This is a genomic window from Arthrobacter sp. Soil_N43 (genome assembly GCF_057655195.1).
Window position 1 is genome coordinate 37,755 of record NZ_JBDGML010000076.1, and the last position, 17,251, is coordinate 55,005.

At 62.1% G+C, this 17,251-nt stretch carries 12 protein-coding genes; 3 read left to right on the forward strand and 9 right to left on the reverse strand.

What is annotated here, in order from left to right:
• Positions 1–123 precede the first annotated feature (123 nt).
• The 3 genes from AC3A3W_RS08400 to AC3A3W_RS08410 all read right to left on the reverse strand — a co-directional run bounded on the left by AC3A3W_RS08400 (position 124) and on the right by AC3A3W_RS08410 (position 6,497).
• On the reverse strand, positions 124–4,932 hold the full coding sequence (locus AC3A3W_RS08400; protein ID WP_487441875.1) for a DEAD/DEAH box helicase: 4,809 nt from the start codon (positions 4,930–4,932) through the stop codon (positions 124–126).
• Positions 4,933–5,197: 265 nt separating this feature from the next.
• Positions 5,198–5,671, reverse strand: coding sequence for an AAA family ATPase (locus AC3A3W_RS08405; RefSeq protein ID WP_487441876.1), 474 nt, complete (start codon positions 5,669–5,671; stop codon positions 5,198–5,200).
• A gap of 52 nt (positions 5,672–5,723) precedes the next feature.
• Complete coding sequence (locus tag AC3A3W_RS08410) at positions 5,724–6,497, reverse strand: hypothetical protein (protein ID WP_487441878.1); 774 nt, start codon at positions 6,495–6,497, stop codon at positions 5,724–5,726.
• Positions 6,498–8,613: 2,116 nt separating this feature from the next.
• Here AC3A3W_RS08410 and AC3A3W_RS08415 point away from each other — a divergent pair.
• Both AC3A3W_RS08415 and AC3A3W_RS08420 read left to right on the forward strand, forming a co-directional pair.
• Complete coding sequence (locus AC3A3W_RS08415) at positions 8,614–8,862, forward strand: helix-turn-helix domain-containing protein (protein WP_487441880.1); 249 nt, start codon at positions 8,614–8,616, stop codon at positions 8,860–8,862.
• A gap of 296 nt (positions 8,863–9,158) precedes the next feature.
• Entirely contained in the window at positions 9,159–10,889 is a 1,731-nt protein-coding gene (locus tag AC3A3W_RS08420) for a hypothetical protein (RefSeq protein ID WP_487441881.1), read from the forward strand.
• A gap of 86 nt (positions 10,890–10,975) precedes the next feature.
• On the opposite strand, the gene AC3A3W_RS08425 is transcribed toward AC3A3W_RS08420, so the two are convergent.
• From AC3A3W_RS08425 to AC3A3W_RS08450, 6 genes are all read right to left on the reverse strand, one after another.
• Positions 10,976–11,680 carry a helicase associated domain-containing protein gene (locus AC3A3W_RS08425; protein WP_487441883.1) on the reverse strand — a complete coding sequence of 235 codons (705 nt, stop codon included), beginning with the start codon at positions 11,678–11,680 and terminating at the stop codon, positions 10,976–10,978.
• A 43-nt stretch (positions 11,681–11,723) separates the two neighbouring features.
• On the reverse strand, positions 11,724–12,098 hold the full coding sequence (locus tag AC3A3W_RS08430) for a hypothetical protein (RefSeq protein ID WP_487441885.1): 375 nt from the start codon (positions 12,096–12,098) through the stop codon (positions 11,724–11,726).
• A 267-nt stretch (positions 12,099–12,365) separates the two neighbouring features.
• Positions 12,366–12,683 carry a hypothetical protein gene (locus AC3A3W_RS08435; RefSeq protein WP_487441887.1) on the reverse strand — a complete coding sequence of 106 codons (318 nt, stop codon included), beginning with the start codon at positions 12,681–12,683 and terminating at the stop codon, positions 12,366–12,368.
• Between the two features lie 48 nt (positions 12,684–12,731).
• Positions 12,732–13,808: a hypothetical protein gene (locus AC3A3W_RS08440; protein ID WP_487441889.1), complete on the reverse strand. Its 1,077-nt coding sequence runs from the start codon at positions 13,806–13,808 to the stop codon at positions 12,732–12,734.
• 377 nt (positions 13,809–14,185) lie between these two features.
• A complete protein-coding gene (locus tag AC3A3W_RS08445) occupies positions 14,186–14,953 on the reverse strand; it encodes a GIY-YIG nuclease family protein (RefSeq protein ID WP_487441891.1) in 768 nt (255 codons plus the stop codon).
• Between the two features lie 12 nt (positions 14,954–14,965).
• The gene (locus tag AC3A3W_RS08450) at positions 14,966–15,256 is read right to left on the reverse strand and encodes a hypothetical protein (RefSeq protein ID WP_487441892.1); all 291 of its coding nucleotides are present in this window, start codon (positions 15,254–15,256) and stop codon (positions 14,966–14,968) included.
• A gap of 89 nt (positions 15,257–15,345) precedes the next feature.
• Between AC3A3W_RS08450 and AC3A3W_RS08455 the strand changes: the two genes are divergently transcribed.
• Complete coding sequence (locus AC3A3W_RS08455; protein ID WP_487441894.1) at positions 15,346–17,190, forward strand: zinc-ribbon domain-containing protein; 1,845 nt, start codon at positions 15,346–15,348, stop codon at positions 17,188–17,190.
• Positions 17,191–17,251: the final 61 nt, after the last annotated feature.

A 17,251-nucleotide genomic window follows, 5' to 3' on the forward strand; every position in this document is an offset into this window, starting at 1 on the left:
CTTCGAATCACGTTGTGCTGACGACCTACACCGCCGGGCTGCTCGGGGCGGCTGTCATCGTCGCTTTCGGCACCAACTGGGCGGTCGAGGCGGCCAGGCTGCGGCGGACAGCCCAGGCGTAGGCTAGGTCAGCCCGAGGCCCGGCAGTCCGTCCACGATCCTGTTGGTTTCCAGACTCAGCGTCACGATCCGCCCGATCAGGTCGATGATGTAGCGCGGTTGCTTATTCTCCAGTGACCAGTCGTTCGGGTCATTGATGATGCCTGATGCCTTGTCCGTCTTGACCTGGTACCGCTCCAGGATCCAGTCCAGGGCGGACCGGGACCCAAGCATGTACCGGTGCGCGTCCGCCGGGATGCCCTCCAGCGAGATCTGCGGGTTGTAGATGATGCGGGTCTTGTCCCAGGCCGGGGCCTTCCCTGCGTACTTCATCTTCTTCACCGTATATCGGGCGTACTCGTCCTGATCGACGGCCATGCCGGTGGCCACCTCGTTCAGCGGGTACGGCTCCAGCGACTCGTAGCCGATGTGCAGGTCAGAGAGCGCCTTGCCGGCCTCAACGAAGGCCCGGAAACGGTCGACACCTGCAACCTTCGGAATTAGTGGGAGCATTTTCCCGAGGTCGGCCTCGAAGCCGGCCCGGTACTCGGGGGAGTGAAGGAGCCCGTAGACGTAGAAGAACAGGTCGTCCTTGCTGACATCGGAACCGTATGTCTCCCGGAAATCCCGGATAGCGTCGTCCGAGATGTTGTCGACCGGCTCGTCACCGGAGCCAATGCTCAGCGCAGAAAGGAGATGGGTCTCTTGGGGTGAGGCTTCCTGGAACGTACGCCGGGAAAAGTAATTTCCTGAGCTCGATCCCCAAAAAGCGATGTCCAGAATTGAATCCGTCATGAGGACTGAAAATGGCTTGTCCGACCCCGCACCAACAACGTAGAACCCGAGATTCTGGGTTGCTTCCGAAGGATAGATGCTCCGCATCTTGGATTGTACTTCGATCAGTTTCGGATCGAAGTACACGTTGGTCTTGTTGAACGGGCGATAAGTGGCGGAGCGAACACTCGAGGTGTCGACTTCAAGAGTTGCCCGTGAGGCGAACTTCCGCCTCAATGCCCGGGACCAGCTGATTTTAGATGCGTCATCGGTCTGCTCCCCGGTTTCCAAGGCTTCGCTGTATGTCGCAACTGTTTTTTCAATGTTGCTGAGGAGCTTTGCACGGGATGAGTTGTACACCCAGGCATCGCGAGCCGTCGTGATTCCGTTTGATCCGAGCGTGAATATCGAAGGGCCGCCTGCCGTTGGCCCGACCGGTGTGAAGGAATCTGTCAGGTCACTTCGGTGGTTGATCCAGTCGCCGTTTGCGTTGGGAACTATCCGCTCCCACGGGATGTTGTCGATGCTGGCGCCGTCAACGATGGCGAGCTTCTCCTTGCGGTCCAGGTAATCGCCAATATCCCTGTAATTGAGGTTGCATGACGTGACCGGGCCTGGACGCTTCACGAGCAGAAGGATTGCTACGGTGTTACGGCTGCCGGAGTCGAAGATCTTTCCGCCCTCACGACGGCTCAATTCACCGGCGGTGCGCTGGTTTCCGCGCAAGTTGTAGACGTACAGCTCATGGAATTCTGAGCAGAGGGTCTTTCGCATGCCGTCGGCGGCGTTCCCGTCGATGTAGCCGCCGTTGGAGACATAGCAAACGATGCCCCCCTTGGGCGACTGCAACACGCGGTTCGAGGCCCATCGTATGGCCCGGATATAGCTGTCGTAGAGGGACTTCTTGTTTTTTAGTGTCCCCTCCGCCGCGTAGGTGGTTGAGATGGAGTTGTCCAGGCCTTTGTACCTGAGATTGGCGTTGTTATCGTTGCCGCTGGTTTGGCCAACTGAGTAAGGCGGATTGCCGATGATGACCCGGATGTCGAGCGACTTCTGCGTCACGACACGGTCGTTATTGGAGGTGAAAACGAAGTCGTCGAGGGTGTCCCCGTCCTCGGTCATCTGGAACGTGTCGGTCAGGACGATGCCGTCGAACGAACGGTATTCGACGGCTGCCGGGTCCTTGCCTTCGGCGGCAGCCTGTTCCTCGAGCAGCCCATGAACCGTGGCCTCGATATTAATCGCGGCGATGTAGTACGCCATGAGCAGGAGCTCGTTGGCGTGCAGCTCCTGCGTGTACTTGCGGAGCAGGTCTTCAGGTTTGATCCGGCCGGACTGGAGCAGCCGCACGATGAACGTGCCGGTTCCGGTGAACGGATCCAGAACGTGGACGCCCTCATCGCTGATGGAAGCGCCGAAGTCCTTGGCCAGCACGTCATCGACGGCGCGGATGATGAAGTCCACAACCTCCACCGGGGTATAAACGATGCCGAGGGACTCGGCGGTCCGCGGAAAGGCCAGCTTGAAGAACTTCTCGTAGAGTTCGGTGACGATCTTCTGCTTGCCCTCGGCGTTGGTGATGCCTTCGGCCCGGACCCGCACGGAGCGGTAAAAGGATTCGAGGCTGGCGACCTCGGAGTCCAGGTTGTACTTCTCCAGGATGTCGACCATGGAGTCCATGACCTGGGAGACGGGGTTGTTGGCTGCGAACGAGTACCCCTCGAAGAGCGCCTCGAAGACGGGTTTGGTGATCAGGTGCTGGGAGAGCATGTCGATGGCGTCCGACTCGGTGATGGAGTCGTTCAGGTTCCCGCGCAGGCCTTGGAGGAAGACGCTGAATTCTTCTCGCGGGCGCTGGTCTTCACCGTCCAGGATGGTGCGGATGCGGAGCACGTGCCGGTCGGCGATCTCTTTGACGTCCTTGGCCCAGGATTCCCAGTAGCGGCGGTCGCCGACTTTCCGAACCATGCGGGCGAAGATGGCGTTGCGCCACTGGTCGGCGCCGGCCATGTGGAACAAAGCCTCCGTGCCAGTCCCGTTGGGCTTGTCGTTCCCACCGCCGCCCGGGCCGTCGCCGAACGGGTCTGCCACGGTGATGACATCGATCTTGTCATTGGCGTTCCGGTTCAGTTCGAGCTTGTTGATCATCGCTTCGAACCGGTCATCATGGGCCCGGAGAGCCTGCAGGACATCCCAGACGACCTTGTATTTCTTGTTGTCGTTCAGGGCCGTCTCCGGGTCCTGGCTGGCCGGAACGGCGATCGGCAGGATGATGTAGCCGTACTCTTTGCCTTCGGCCTTGCGCATCACGCGGCCGACGGACTGGACGACGTCGACCTGGGAGTTCCGCGGGTTCAGGAACAGAACCGCGTCCAAGGACGGGACGTCCACTCCTTCGGAGAGGCAGCGGGCGTTGGAGAGAATCCGGCAGGTGTCTTCCCCGTCCGCGGTGGCGGTGTCCTCGGCTTTGAGCCAGTCCAGCTTGGACGAGCGTTCCAGGACATTGAAGGTGCCGTCCACGTGGTCGGCTTCCAGCTTCAGGGCCGGTGCTTCAGACTCGCCACGGTTCACGAGCAGCTGCCGGCCCACCAGCTCGAAGTCGGCGGCCAGCTTCTTGGACTCCTTGATGTTACGGGCGAAGGCGACGGCCCGGCGCATCGGGGAGGAGTCGCTGATTTCCAGCCGTTCCCCGTTGACGCCGCGCTTGGAGAGCCCGTTCCAGCAGCCGACGATCCGGGCTGCGTCGTCCAGGTTTAGGTCCCCGTTCTCCTCGAACAGGCCCTGAAAGGACTTGCTGACCGCTTCCTCATTCACGGCGAGGACCAGGACCTTGTAATCGGCCAGGTGGCCCATCTCCACGGCTTTTCCAAAACCGAGGTGGTGGAACTCGGGGCCGTAGACTGCCTCGTCGTCCATGGAGTACATCTTGACGTCGTCCTGGCCGGCCTTGGCCTTGGCTTCCTGAACGTAAATCCGCGGGGTGGCCGTCATGTAGAGCCGTTTGCCGGATTCGATGTAGGTGTTGTCGTGCACCTTCACGAACGCGGAGTCGTCGTGGCTTGCCTCGGTGATGCCGGTGGTACGGTGTGCCTCGTCGCAGACGATGAGGTCGAATTCGGGCAGTCCGTCCTTCTGTGCCTGGTGGATCACGTCGATGGACTGGTAGGTGGAGAACACCACCGTGATGGCTTCCTGGCCGGTGCTGATGCGGGCACGGTTCAGCAGCTTGGCTGGGTCGGTGGTGGCCGGGAAGGCCAGGTCGTGGACGCTGACGTCTTCGTGCTCTTTCCGGCCGACCTTGGTGTCGGAGCAGACGGCCAGGGGGCGCAGCGGGACGGAGGCCTGGGCGGTCCATTCGTTCAGGGTCTGCTGCAGCAGCGCGATGGAGGGGACCAGGAACAGCACGGAGCCGCCGATCGGAACGATCTCCTCGACCATCTTCAGGGAGGTGTAGGTCTTGCCGGTGCCGCACGCCATGATCAGCCGGCCGCGGTCGCTGACGGTGAAGCCCTTCTTCACGTCCTCGATGGCTTCACGCTGGTACTTGCGCGGCTCCTTGCCGCCGCCCAGCTGCTTCATCTGCTCCGGCGCGTCAATGCTGAACTCGGACCAGTCGATGGTGGAGTCGGCAAGGTCGGCGAAGCGCAGCCGGGTCATCGGCTTGGACTGGCCCTCCAGGGCGTCCTCGGCGTGCTTGGACCACTTGTCTGTGGTGGAAACGACCATCCCGTAGGAGAACTCGCTCTTGCCGACGGCGGTGAAGAACGAGTCGATCTGCTTCTTATCCAGGGTCCGGGCCGGGTCGTAAAACTTGCACTGGATCCCGGTCAGTTCGCCGGTGTAACGGTCCCGGGCGACGAGGTCGATGCCGGTGTCGACGTGGCCGTTCCGTCCCGGCCATTCCGTCCACAGCCAGACGTCCGAGAACTGGTCGGCGTACTTGGGCTCCAGCTCCAGGTAGCGCTTCATCAGGTGTTCGAATTTGGTGCCCTTGTCGTGCTGGTCGGTCGCCGAAAAATAGAGGCGGTCGAGGACGTCTTCGAAACTTGCTGAACCCATGGGAAGTATCTTGCCCTACCGGTACGTGCACCGTTGAATTTACCGGAAGGGCGCCGGGGTGTGCCGTGCGCATGGGGCTCATGACAACCGATACTTTGACGAAGCGGGTAAGCCGGAGCCGTTTCGCGGCCGCGGAACGCGGACACGTCGGCGGTCACGACGGGGCCGATCTGGCCGGGGTCGCCCACCATGAGAAGCTGCTGGGCTTCGTCGGAGGCGTTGGAGACACCGGCGAACGTCGCCTGGTACGCCTCGTCGATGATCATCAGGTCGCAGGCGGGGCGGTTGCTCGTCTTGCAGGACGCGATCGTGCGGACCACCGGGATGTTCCGGCCGCCGGTGTGGCGCCGCCCTTGGAGACGCCGATCGGCGGTTCCATGTTCGACACGGAGAGGGCGACCTGCGGGTTTCCGTCCCGGTCCGGGCCCAGCTCGGCGGCGATCCGCTCGGCAATGTCGTAGGCCGCGCGGCGGGTGGCGCACGCGACGATGATCTTCAGGCTGGACCGTTCCCGGAAGTACGCGACGGCCTGGGCGACGAGGGTGGTCTTGCCGGCACCGGGAGGGGAGTCGACGATCGTGATCGGGGCGCCGGACCAGACGCTGTAGAGCGCCTTGGCCAGGGTGGAACCGACGATGAGGGTGCGTCCGTCATCGGCGGGTTCGGCCGGCGTCTGTTCCGGCACATCAACAATTGGCGTGATGCCGAGGTCTGAGAGATCAATTCCGAGGGATGTCATGCTCCTCATGTGTGCGGAGCAGGCCCGAGGTGTCACCGCACCGCTGAGCTTCTTATCTGTGGCCGGCTGGCCCCTGGGTACCGCTGTCCACAATGTCGTCGGGCTCGCCATCGTCCTCTCCCACAATGTCACCATCGAGAGCCAGAGAACGCTCGAGGTCGGTAAGGGCACCCTTGGTAACTCTGATGACATTCCATGCGAAGGCGGCGTTGGTGACCACACCAAAGGCGCTCCCGACCCCGCGTTCTACAACCTTCTCAATCACGATGTCGCCTTCGCCCTGGTCGACGATGAACCCAGGGCCCATGACATCGTTGATGCGGCTAATGCCTCTGGCAGCTGGCTCCGGAAGCCAGGCTACGAACTTCCCGGCCCAATGCGGAGCTGTCTTGGACGCCAGAAGGTTGACGAGCCAGTCTGCATTCTTAGCGAGGAGAACGGCGCGCACCACTCCCTCCCGGTATTCGAGTTCTGACAGCGGGATCTCGTACGCTTCGGTGGCAGCCAGGACAAAGAAGACGGCGGCCTCCAGGGTCTCTTTTCTCGTCTCCGACACCGCCGACGCTGACCCCGATGAGATGGCCGCTCCAGCTGACAGGCCACTCTGCCTGGCGGCCTCGTAGAACTCGTCTGCAAGCACTTTCATGAGGTCATCCCGGGACAGCTTCGGATCGGCTCGCCGCAGCCTATGCACGTGGCCAACAGCGCGGTGCGCCTTGGAAACCAGCGCAGCCTCGACCGTTTTCTTCGTGAATATTTCGACCGCCGCATATGCCTGGCCGGCGGGCCTTCTCCCAGAACTGCGACTGCCTCTTTGTTGTGCCAATCTGTGCCTCCTCATCTATCACCAGCTGTCCTTGGTCTCGAGCTGACCGTGAGGCTTCGCGCGATGCTGGCATTGAAAGTATGCCCCACAGGAGATCCAGGGGGGCGTGGAGAGGAGCGGAAGGAAGCGAACTTTTACGGGTCATCGCATTTTTGCGGCTCAAGGCATTCGCCTGTGGAAAGGGAGCCTTCCGGGGCGCAATGGGAAACGTGATAACCATCGTCTCTAGAGCCGGAATATCGTTCCTCAGGTTATCACGAGGCCTAAAACGGACGTCTCTCACCTGTGGTTCCAGGTGTCCGCTCCACCACACATGGCCCCTGAATCGCCCGGGACCCTACCGCCGGTAGGGTGGCAAAACGGGCCCGCATCCCAACGCTGGCGCGGAATTGTGGTCCGCCGGGACCCTCACTCGACCAAAACGACCCGGGAGGGGACACCTATATGGAAGGGAAAGTGTATTAACTAGGAAAGGAGGGTGCCCTTTAGGAAGAGAACAAGGGAGCCCCTTATATATATCTCTCTTTTAAGGTCGTTTAAGTAGAGTAGTAGTAGTAGGGGCCCTATATTCCCCGGTATTCCGCGGAATTTGTCACTCGACCAGATGGTCGTTTCATGGTCGTTCGGTGGGAGTAACGGGGCGTGTGGTGCGGATCGGCGCGCGCACCGAGGTCTTGTCAGGGACGGTGAGAGAATGCGCGGTAATGCGCCGTGAGTTCCGGTGTAATCTCTCAGCTTGATGGATCCCTCGTCTCTCAACTAGAGTTTTCAGTGAGGGACATGGTGTGCGGATCAAAGGGTAATTCCTGTTCGTGCCGCGATGCTCTTCAAATTGAAAACCTCATAGTGATGCCAATGCTGAAGTCGAAAGTTGTGCCGTTTCATTGTGCCCAACAACAAGCCGAATGATTGACCGCCGAAAATCCGCATCCATGTGATGGGCCAGGAATCCGCGTGCGGACGATAGGTCACCACTGGTCAATGTAAAGTCGGCGGACAGTTTGCGCTTCAATAATCGGCAGTCTCGATGGTCGGGTCCGTCAACGCAGCACGACTCCAAGGGGGTAGGCCAGGAATCCGCGTGCGGATGAACGGCCACTCATCAAGCGTCGAAGGTAGCCGCACAGACAGGATCACAGCATCGTTAATTGCCAAAAGGCAGGCAAGACTGAGCAGGCCGCCGCTCAGTGTTGCCTTGGGCTCTCCCCGGTGGTCGGCCCCTGACAATATGGAAGTTCAGTCATCAGGACAGCTTCAGCGGCGCGTGGCCGGTGCTCCTAGGGCTCGTCCTTTTCTGGTCCTCAGGTGGTCCAAGGATGATCCTTGAGGAGTTGGATAGTGGTCCGTCTGGTCGGCGAGAATCCATTAATTTCGCGGGACTTTGCCCAACAAGTACCGCCTGTGGACCGTGAAGGACCACCACGATGGACCACTTGGGGACGCTCTGCTGCCGCAGGACAGCGGGGGTCAGGGCGCCTGTGGTTCTTCTTGAGCGAGGGCCGTGACCCATTCCGGCGTCGCTTTCCCAAGACGGCGGTCTGTCACCAACCGCAACTGGGCCGCCGCAATTTGCACGCCCCGGTCGTAGGAGGCAGCACGATGCGACGTCCGGGTTGAGCCAGCAGGGTTCCTTTGTTCGTCCTCTGCCGCGGCACTGGAGTCGTGCTCGCGGTAAGGTTCCTGCGTAGTCATCACGCTCATTTCCTTCTGCTCGCTAGCCCTCTGAGATGCTGCGTTATGGCGACTGTCTGTTACTCGGGTGTTTCCTTAGACAGGGCGATGATCCATCGAGGTGTCTCATCGTGGGTAAGTTTGTCCAAGGTGACCCGTGCCTTGGCAGCGGCAATCTGCACTCTCCGGTCTGCGGGGTTCACTGAGGCCGGACGCTGTGACGGTGGAATCTCATCCGTTTCCTGCGATGGTCTGCGGTGCGATGCCGACCGTGCCATGTCGTCGTGCCCCCGATCCGCCTCTGCCGTCGCTGCAGTTCCCTTCATTGTCGTCTTCTGTTCCGTAGGCGTCCATCCTTGATTGGAGTGGCGGCGTGCGGCCGCGCGAATGCGCAATGTGCGTTCCACTTGCCTGCGACGGGTCGGACCGCACATAAGATGGGTCCGTGTCCGACCAACCCCAAAAACGCCGCTTCCTGACCATTCCGCAGGCCGCTGAAGAGCTGAACGTTTCCGAAAGCCAGATCCGGGCTCTGTTACAGACTGGGGAGCTTCGCGGAATTCAGGTTGGGGGCCGCGGCGTGTGGCGCATTGGGACCGATGACATTGAAGACTTCATTGCTGGGGCATACCGTCGCACTGCCCAGCGCATTGTCGCCGGTGAACTGAAGGACGACGGGGAGCCTGAAGACTAGCCGCCTTGGACTTTTCAATTCAAGGTGACTGGCGCTCGGTGTCCTTGCTAATGGTCGCCGTGGTGCCCCCACCGATCATGTCTGGACCCGTCGGTTTTGATTCGATCTGATGCGATCCAGACCGAATCGGAGACCCGGTGGAAGGCTCAGGTCTAAAACGCTGACTACTTACCCGCCTCTTGGGAAACACCATGCCGGTACCAAGCATTCCTCCACGGCGCCTCGCTGCCAGGCAGTGAGACCGCTGATCATTTCTGCAGCGCGGTAGGCTTGCTCCACTGCTGTAGGGAGGGCACTTGTCGGGATCGAGAATCAACTGGCGTACCATCTCCGAGACGGATTTCAACGAGGTCGCCGAGTCTCTCATAGTTCGTGATCGGACCGGCGAGGGGATGGTCGCACAAGCCATTGACGGCCGTGGTGGCGATGGAGGGATCGACATTGATGTCCGGGTGGAACGGACCGGCCAGCTCACTGAAATTCTTCAGCTCAAGTGGTTCCCGGAAGGCTTTTCGAAGCTGTTCAGTCCCCGCAAAGAACAGATAAAAAAATCGTTTGAGAGGGCCATGGCCCATAATCCGGACGTCTGGACTCTGGTTGTGCCAGCCAAATTGACGACAAACGAACGCAAGTCTGTCTGGGCATTGAGAAAAGATCGGAACGTGTTGATCCGGTTCATCGATGCAACAAGCCTTGACCTTCTCCTGGCCAAATACCCTGATGTCCATGATTGGGCTACCCGTGAAGCTGGCCTCGATGCCTTGTCCAGAGTTGGACGTGAACAGTCTGTATTGGCTAAACCGGGGGATCTAGCGTCGGAAGCACTCCGCCTCGATCAGCGTGCCGACGGCATTAGCGCCTACTGGGGGAGGAGTTGGTCAGTTAAGGGTGGGAGGTATCACGAGGAGCTGTACGCCAAGAGACCGGACGCAGCAGAGCGCGAGCCTCTTTCCTTTGTAGTCGAAACTGCCTTCGGACCGAAGGATGCTGCATTGCAGAAGTCCTTTCAGGAGTCTCTCGATTACGGGGTGGTCGAGCCTTTGGTGCTGCCCGATCACGTCGTCACGTCGTTCACAAGGATTGGCCCAGAGTGGTTCACCGGAACAGAAGACATCGCCGAGCTACGCCTGCTGCCCCCTAGCTCGAGTAAGCAGGAGTTGAAGATGTCTGCGACCACTTACAGTGCTGACGACCGCAGGCTCAGCAGTCTTTCCGGTCGAACTTCCTACGTCACCTCAGGTTCGGCAGGAGGAACCCTCACGTGCACGTTCAGGGGTGGACTGACACAGCGGTGGATCTTCCCTCTCGACCGAAACCAGCCCTGCCGGGTCGACATGAGCTTCAAACCGGCAGGAAGCGCCGCTAGGGACATCCAGAAGACAGTCCGGTTCCTGCAATCGCTGCCCGAGGCTGTCCGGGTCGCTGTGAGTGTAGACGGCAATACTAGCCAGTTAGGTGTTCCCGAGTTCGTTGAACCGTATGAGCCCAGCGCTGCCCTGCAGGAACTCATCGATGATCTCGCATTCATCGAATCTCACCTGAACGTCGCCTTCGAGTTCCCGGAGGTGCTCCCGGAGGCCTTGGAGAGGGTTTGGATCCGTGTAGTCCGCATCATGCTGTCCGGAGGCTGCGCGGTTCTGCCGGACGCGAATGGCTTCAACGTGACATTGAACGGCAAGCAGGGCATCGCCGAGTCCGGCCTGTTCGGCGAAGGGGCGACGCTGTTCATCGGAAATGACGAATGGACAATTGAACTCCTTGGCGAGGAGCTCTTTATTGGCAGTGTTGGTATCTATCATCCGCACGTGGGCGCCGACGACGCCCCAGCTCATTTGGCGGCACTTCGGGCCGGCAAGGCTGCTGGCCGGAGAGTTCACTTTAAGCCCAACGACAACACGCCCTTCCGAATTTATAGCCCTGCCCGGACGAAGCCGGCCGATAAAGTAGTCGCCGAACCATGGGGACTAGAGGGGATCCCAGAGCACGCGCAGTTTGGGCAGCTTGCCCCTGTCCGAACTGCGGTTTGATTCGTTGAGTCTGACCAGCAGTATTTTCCGATTGAGGGGGAGGCATACATCGGCGCCAATCCACCGGTAAATTGCTGCAGATCCGTCTACTTCCTATGTAACGCCTCAGTGTCACGGCCGGGTTTAGCTGGGACGTCCTGGCGGGGCTTCCGTCCCCGCCGGCGGCCGGTCCGCCAGCCGGGCAGCGCCCGGTCCAGCTGCTTCACTTTGACCTGGTCGAGTTCGCCGCGGTGGAGTTTGGCCCGCTGGTAATGCAGCCATACGCCAAGGTCATGCTCCAGCCCTTCCACGGCCGCCTTGTGTCGCGGCCAGTCATTGCCGGCGGCCCGGAATTGGACCAGGGCCGCGAGCCGCTTCTCCCACCAGACTTTGTCAGACTCCGCCCGGGTCGGTGTCTGCCACCCCGAAAGAGCCTCTAAACCATCCCGGTAGGCGAGGGCCAGCGTCCCGTCGCGAGCCTCCTCCCGGCGCCGCTGCAGCCACGCTGCGAGGGTCCGCTCCGTATCGTCGGTGCTGGCCCGGGAAGGATAGCGGTCGCTGCCCTGGATGAACGCCAGGAGCTCGCGCATGTGCTCCAGACCGGATGCCGTCGCCGTGTGCGCTGTTTTCAGGGCAGTTGCCGCCTCGTGTGCGGACTGGAGCTGTGGATCAGCGGCTCTTGCAGCGGCCAGGTGGTAGCCGACGGTCGACGTCGCGGCCCCTACTAGCTTGGCGATCTGGCCACGCCGGAGCCCGCCCCGGTACATCAGCACCCACTCCGGGTTCGGGGCAGCCTCCCAGCGATTCGTCACACGGCTATCCTGCCAGTCGCAACGCTTCGTCGGTCGGATCTCCTTAGCGGGAACGCCCTCCGGAGCGACCCTGCTTCCGGCTAGCCGTCCTGGCTTCCATGAAGGCCAGGAGCGAGAGCACCCCTACGGGCAGGAACAAGCCGGTGGCAACGATGACAAAGGCCCCGCCGGTCAGTTCGAGCACCGCGGCGACAACGGCACCGGCCATGCCGGTAGCGGTCGTACCGAGAAGCGCCTGCGGTATGCCCGCGTCCCTGGACCGGGATTTGACGATCTGGATGATGCCCAGAGTGAGGAGGCTCAGCGCCACCAGTCCGAAAACCGCCGCAGCCGGGACGAACACGCTTCCCGTGGCAATGGCCAGGATGACCGCCCAGAGGCTCGTCAGGATTCCCAGGATTCCCGCCGTAATGCGCAAGCCGGACCCGGGTGGCGTGGGCGGCAGGAAGGGTCCGCCTGGGTGCTGGTAGGGATACTGGGGCTGACTGTAGTGCTGGAAGCCCGTCTGCGGGGGAGCAGGGTACTCCGACTGCGGGGGCGAGGGCTGCTGTCCAGGGTGTCCGGGGGAGTGCGGCAGATGAGTCAATGGTGGCCTATCTGGAAGGGGCAGGTGCTGTCGGATAAATCATGGCAGCAGCTGGCCCTGGTGAATCGGAACGACGTCAGGTGTCGTCTTGCGTGCCGTCTAATCCGCTGTCGGCGTCCGGGCAAGGCCGGTCCGAATGACCTGAAGGTCCGCGGCCAGGGCGATCATGCCGGGCGTGGGTGGTTCGGATGCTTCGCCGGGATCAACGAACCACTTGTGCCAGACATCGGCGACAGTTTCCGGTGTGATGACGGAGCCGTCTTCGATGAGGCGGACGAAGTCCTTCATCTCCGGGTCATACTCACCGGCCGGTGCCCCGAGGTCCAGGACGCCGAGCAGGTCGTGGGCGTTGAGGACGTCCGTGACGGCTGCCCGGAGCCGGCGTGCGGTGGGTTTGATGATGTCTATTGGCGCCATTCTAGGAGCTTTCAGGCCGCAAGGCAGTGAGAGACGGCGGGACCTCAGCTATGCCGCCCGAATGTCTAGCCAGGGTTGATCGCCGAGGGCATTCAGCACCTTGTCTGGGTGGGTGAGGAGGGCGGCCATGCTGGCGACCTTTGTGAGCCAGCCCACATCCGCATCAGCGTTATTCCCTGCGCTGGGTCCTCCGATGGCGTGCAGGAAGTCGTGTCTGACAACAGGCGACACTCCAGCCAGATACTGGTCCGCCACGTAATCCGTCATTTTCGACAGTACACCGTGAACCTCGATGGGTTCGGGAGTTCGCAGCTTTCCCTGCCGCTCGGCGGCCCGCCGCTGCAGCTTCTCCAACGGGCTCAGAGCCCTGCCGGCTGCCGCCTCCCGGATTTCGGCCTCCTCCTTCCGGTAGGAGCGAGCCCGCGCGAGGGTGGCTTCGCTGTGGGGATCCATGAGCCCTGAAACAGGCAGGCGGATTTGCTGGGTCGACCCTATGGCTTTCCGTACCAGGGCAAGCGAGATGCTTCCCATCGCCTCGTGAGCGTTCAGGTAGCGGACAACGTCCCAGTCCTGGGCGGTGAGGTCCATCCGGGTGATTTTCGCCGCTTGTTCGTGGTTCTCGTCCCGCCACTCGGGGGCGACGCGGACGTCCCGTCGAAGCCGGACGCGGTGCAGGTAAAAAACCGATTCACGATCGTCCTGCTCCTCCATTCGGCGCAGCATTGATTCGATAGCTGCTTCGTAGGTGCCAACATGCAGAGCCTGGCTTTCGTAAAACCGGCGGTGCCTTTCGATTTCCTCCTCAGGCCAGCCCGCTCTTTCGCGGAGGTGCCGGAGTTCCTTGTCTGGCAATGCCCATGAAGCCCTGGGCCATTCGGGGTCTGTTGTCGTGTGGTACCAATAGAACTCCGGGACCTTAGCTGGGTCGAGAGCCTTGTCCTCCGGGTCCCTGACATCGATAACCTTCGGTCCAAAGTTGAAGTCGTCGCGGCAACTGGAGCAGGCTATCATCCCCGACCCGGAGAGCGAGTGGTAGTCCTCGGCGGTCAGCGAGTTGCTGAACGTGCAGTGCTCACACCGCATCCGGTAGTCGTAGGTGAAATTTATCTCTCGTTCGCGCAGCACCAGCCAATTATCACTGCCGGAAGTCTTTTCCGCCGCAGCGGGCTCCACTTAACTCTCCGGGCCCTTTGGTTCCGGATCAATCGCCGCTGGCCGTCAGGGAAGTCACGGAGTATCGCGGCCACAGCCCAGACCGAGGCCGGGTCCTGGCCCCACGGCACCCCCGAACGGGTGCAACATGGAAATTCAACACCTTGGAGCTCTTGGCGGCTTCGGTCAGTTCAGCCCAGGGCTCCTTCAGCTCCTCGGTTTGCGCCATCGGGGCGTTCGCCTCGCGTGTACCGGAAAGCTCGGTGGCGGGGCTGCCCGAGCCTTTGGTTCGGTGACAAAGATGTCTGAGGTGCATGCTGTCTCACTAGTGCTTGTCGGATCTGGTTCGTCTAGGAGGTCGGGACCACGGCGGCGGGGCTGTCGGGCGTAGCCTCAGCCGGCACCAGCCCTCTCCGCTTCATCTCAGACGAGATGAACAGCCCGCGCATGCCTGTTACCGCTCCGCCGTCGATTCGGTTGAGCAGATAGTCGGCAGGGAAGGTCTTCACGAGCCGGGCCTCCAGTGCGTCGTAGTTCATCGTCCGGGAGGCGAAGATCCGTGTTGTGTCCAGTGCACGGAAAGAATCGATCGACATCACCGATTCGTCAACGCCACCCCACAGGAGACGGTCGAACTGCTTGGTGCCGTTCCAGTGCGCCTTGATGCGTTTGCGCATGTCCCACGAGGACTGGCCGATGTAGGCCTGGCGGTACTCGTCCAGAACCAGCACGTAGACGCCCCATTCTTCGTCCAGGGACTTCAGGTCGGTCACCGGCCGCAGGCGCTTGTTCTTCCGGAGCATCTCGTCCAGGGCATCGTTGAAGGACTCCTGGGGAATCTGCGCGAAGAAGGCCATGTTCAGGTCGAAGTTTTCCAGGGCCATTTCCCGGTGGCGACGGCAGAACTCGTCGGTGTGGATCGTCAGTTCTGCGTCCTCGTAATGCGGGGCAAGGTAGGCCCTCAGCTCGTCGGTGAGCATGTGCTCGGGGATCCGGGTCGATGACTTCTTGTTCACCAGCGCGTACATCTCGCGCGTCAAGCGGTGCCCGTACTTCCCCGGCCGGATCATTTCCCCGAAGTGTTCTACCGGGGCGCCCGGAAGGTGTTTGTCGGCCATGCTGTCCGCCGCCTAGTGCGCGGCGAAGCGTGAGAGGCCCTGCAGGTCGACGGCCAGGGCTCCCATCTCAGCCGTGGGAGGCCCGGGGTGTTCTGACGGGTCACCGAACCACTTGTGCCAGACGCCGGCCACGACTTCGGGGGTGATGGGTTCGCCGGCGGCCAGCAGCTGCGCGAAGTCTTCCATCTCCGGCTCGTACTCGTCGGCCGGCGCACCCAGGTCCAGCACCCCGAGCAGGTCGTGGGTGTTCAGGCACGCCGTCACGGCTTCGCGGAGGCGGGCATCTTCCCTGGTGGTGTCCATGCCGCCAGTCTAGGAGCAATCGGATCGGCCGTCTCTCACGGGTATTTGTGTGTACCCTCCTAGGAGAGAAGGACTATTGGGGGAACTTCATGAAAGCACCGGCACCGGCGCCAACCACGGGCCAGCCGTGTTCGACGGATGGGTGCGGGAAGGCTGCCGCCTACAAAACCCGCAGCCAGCCGGCATGGTGTACCGAGTGCATCGACCTCATCCTGGCCGAAGGCGGCCTCGCCGCCGTGGAGTCCTTCGAGGGTCCCAAGGCCTGGCGCCTCACCAAATGCCTGGAATGCGGGGTTCAGGCCCACTACCGGCTTGTTTACACCCTCGAGAAGAACGCCGTGAGCGAGAAGACCTGCCGGGCCTGCTACTGGAAACAGTGGGCGAAGGACGCACGGTCCCTTGCGGGCGTGGTGCCTTTCCGGCACACGTATTCAACCGAGGAGATCGTCGCCCACCTCGACAAGCACGGCTATGACCTCGTCGCCACCACAGGTGAACTCACAGATGACTACGAGCCGGTTGTGGCGCAGTGCCGCGCATGCAAGAGGATCTCCGCTGAGCGCATGGGCGACATCAGCTGGGGCTGCTCCTGCTCCCGCAACACCCGCTCCGCCAGCCCGACCTCCCAAACGGTGACGGCAACCCCGGCCCGCAACATTCGTTCAGCGAATCCCGCGAGCCCGCGCACGTCCGGAGTCCTCCTGGCGGAGTCGGACGACCCCGCCAAAGGGTGGTGGGACCATCAGCGCAACGACGAGAAGGCATTCCGTACGGTGACCCTCCGTGCGACCAGGACCTGCCACTGGGTTTGTCCCGAGTGCGGGCATCAGTTCGAAGCCAAGGTCCTGGACATGACTGCCGGCCGCCACTCCTGCCCGCCCTGCAGTGCGATCCGGAAGGCCGAATGGGATCAGGAGTACGAACGGTGGAAGTCGACCCCGGTTGCCGACGTCCCCGAACTGGCCGCCGCCTGGGCGGATGAAGCCGACCCGCGGACCGTCATGGTCGCCGGAGACTGGGAGCTGCGCCGCTTCCGTTGCCCCGTCGGCCACCACCCCAGAATCAGCCCCCTCACCTTCCTGCGATCGGGCTGCCCGAGCTGCCGGGGCACGGAGACGCGGAAGTCCCAGAAGAACTGGCTGGCTGACACCCTGCCGGAGATTGCCTCCCAGTGGCACCCGACCCGCAACGGCAAACTCACCGCCGCGGACGTCGTCTGGGATTCGAAACGGGTCGTGTGGTGGCTGGCCGATTGCTGTGGCCATGAGTGGAAGGAGTCCCCGCGGTCCCGGGACAAATACGACCGGCTGCGCTGCCCGGAGTGCCGCACCATTCTTGGATCCCTGGCGTGGCAGGACCCGGGACTGGCGGCCGAGTGGAGCCCTGCGAATCCGGTGACGGCCTGGCACGTCCGGCCCTATGCGTCAACGCCCTTCGTCCCGGAGTGGATCTGCGCCACCAACCCCGCGCACGTCTGGACGGGCTCACTCAGCGTCCGCTCGAACGGGGCCGAGTGCCCTGAATGCCGGGAGGTCGGCAAGTCCAAGGTCGAACTGGCCCACCACGCCGCAGCGGAGGAGTGCTTCCCCGGGGCGCGCTCGGGTGCGGTGCTGCGGGACAAGGCGTTCACGACCCGCAAGTCCTGGTCGGCGGACATCAGCGTCAACGTTGGCGGACGCGTCCTGGTCGTGGAGTACGACGGCGCCTACTGGCACCGCGAGCCTGCCAAGGTGATGACGGACGTGCGGAAGACTGCCGACCTGCTGGCCGCCGGCTACCTGGTGGTCCGGCTGCGGGAAGATGACCTGCCGCCGCTGGAGATCAACAGCGACCGATACCTTGAGATTCGCGTGTACTCCGCTGCTCCCCAGCCGCAGAAAGCGATGGAGGAAATCTCATCCTGGCTGGGCGGGCTAGAATCCGCTGAGCGATAACCTCTCCGGCGTCTCCGGAACCGTGAGGACGCGTTCCGGGTCGGGGCGGCAAGTAACTGAA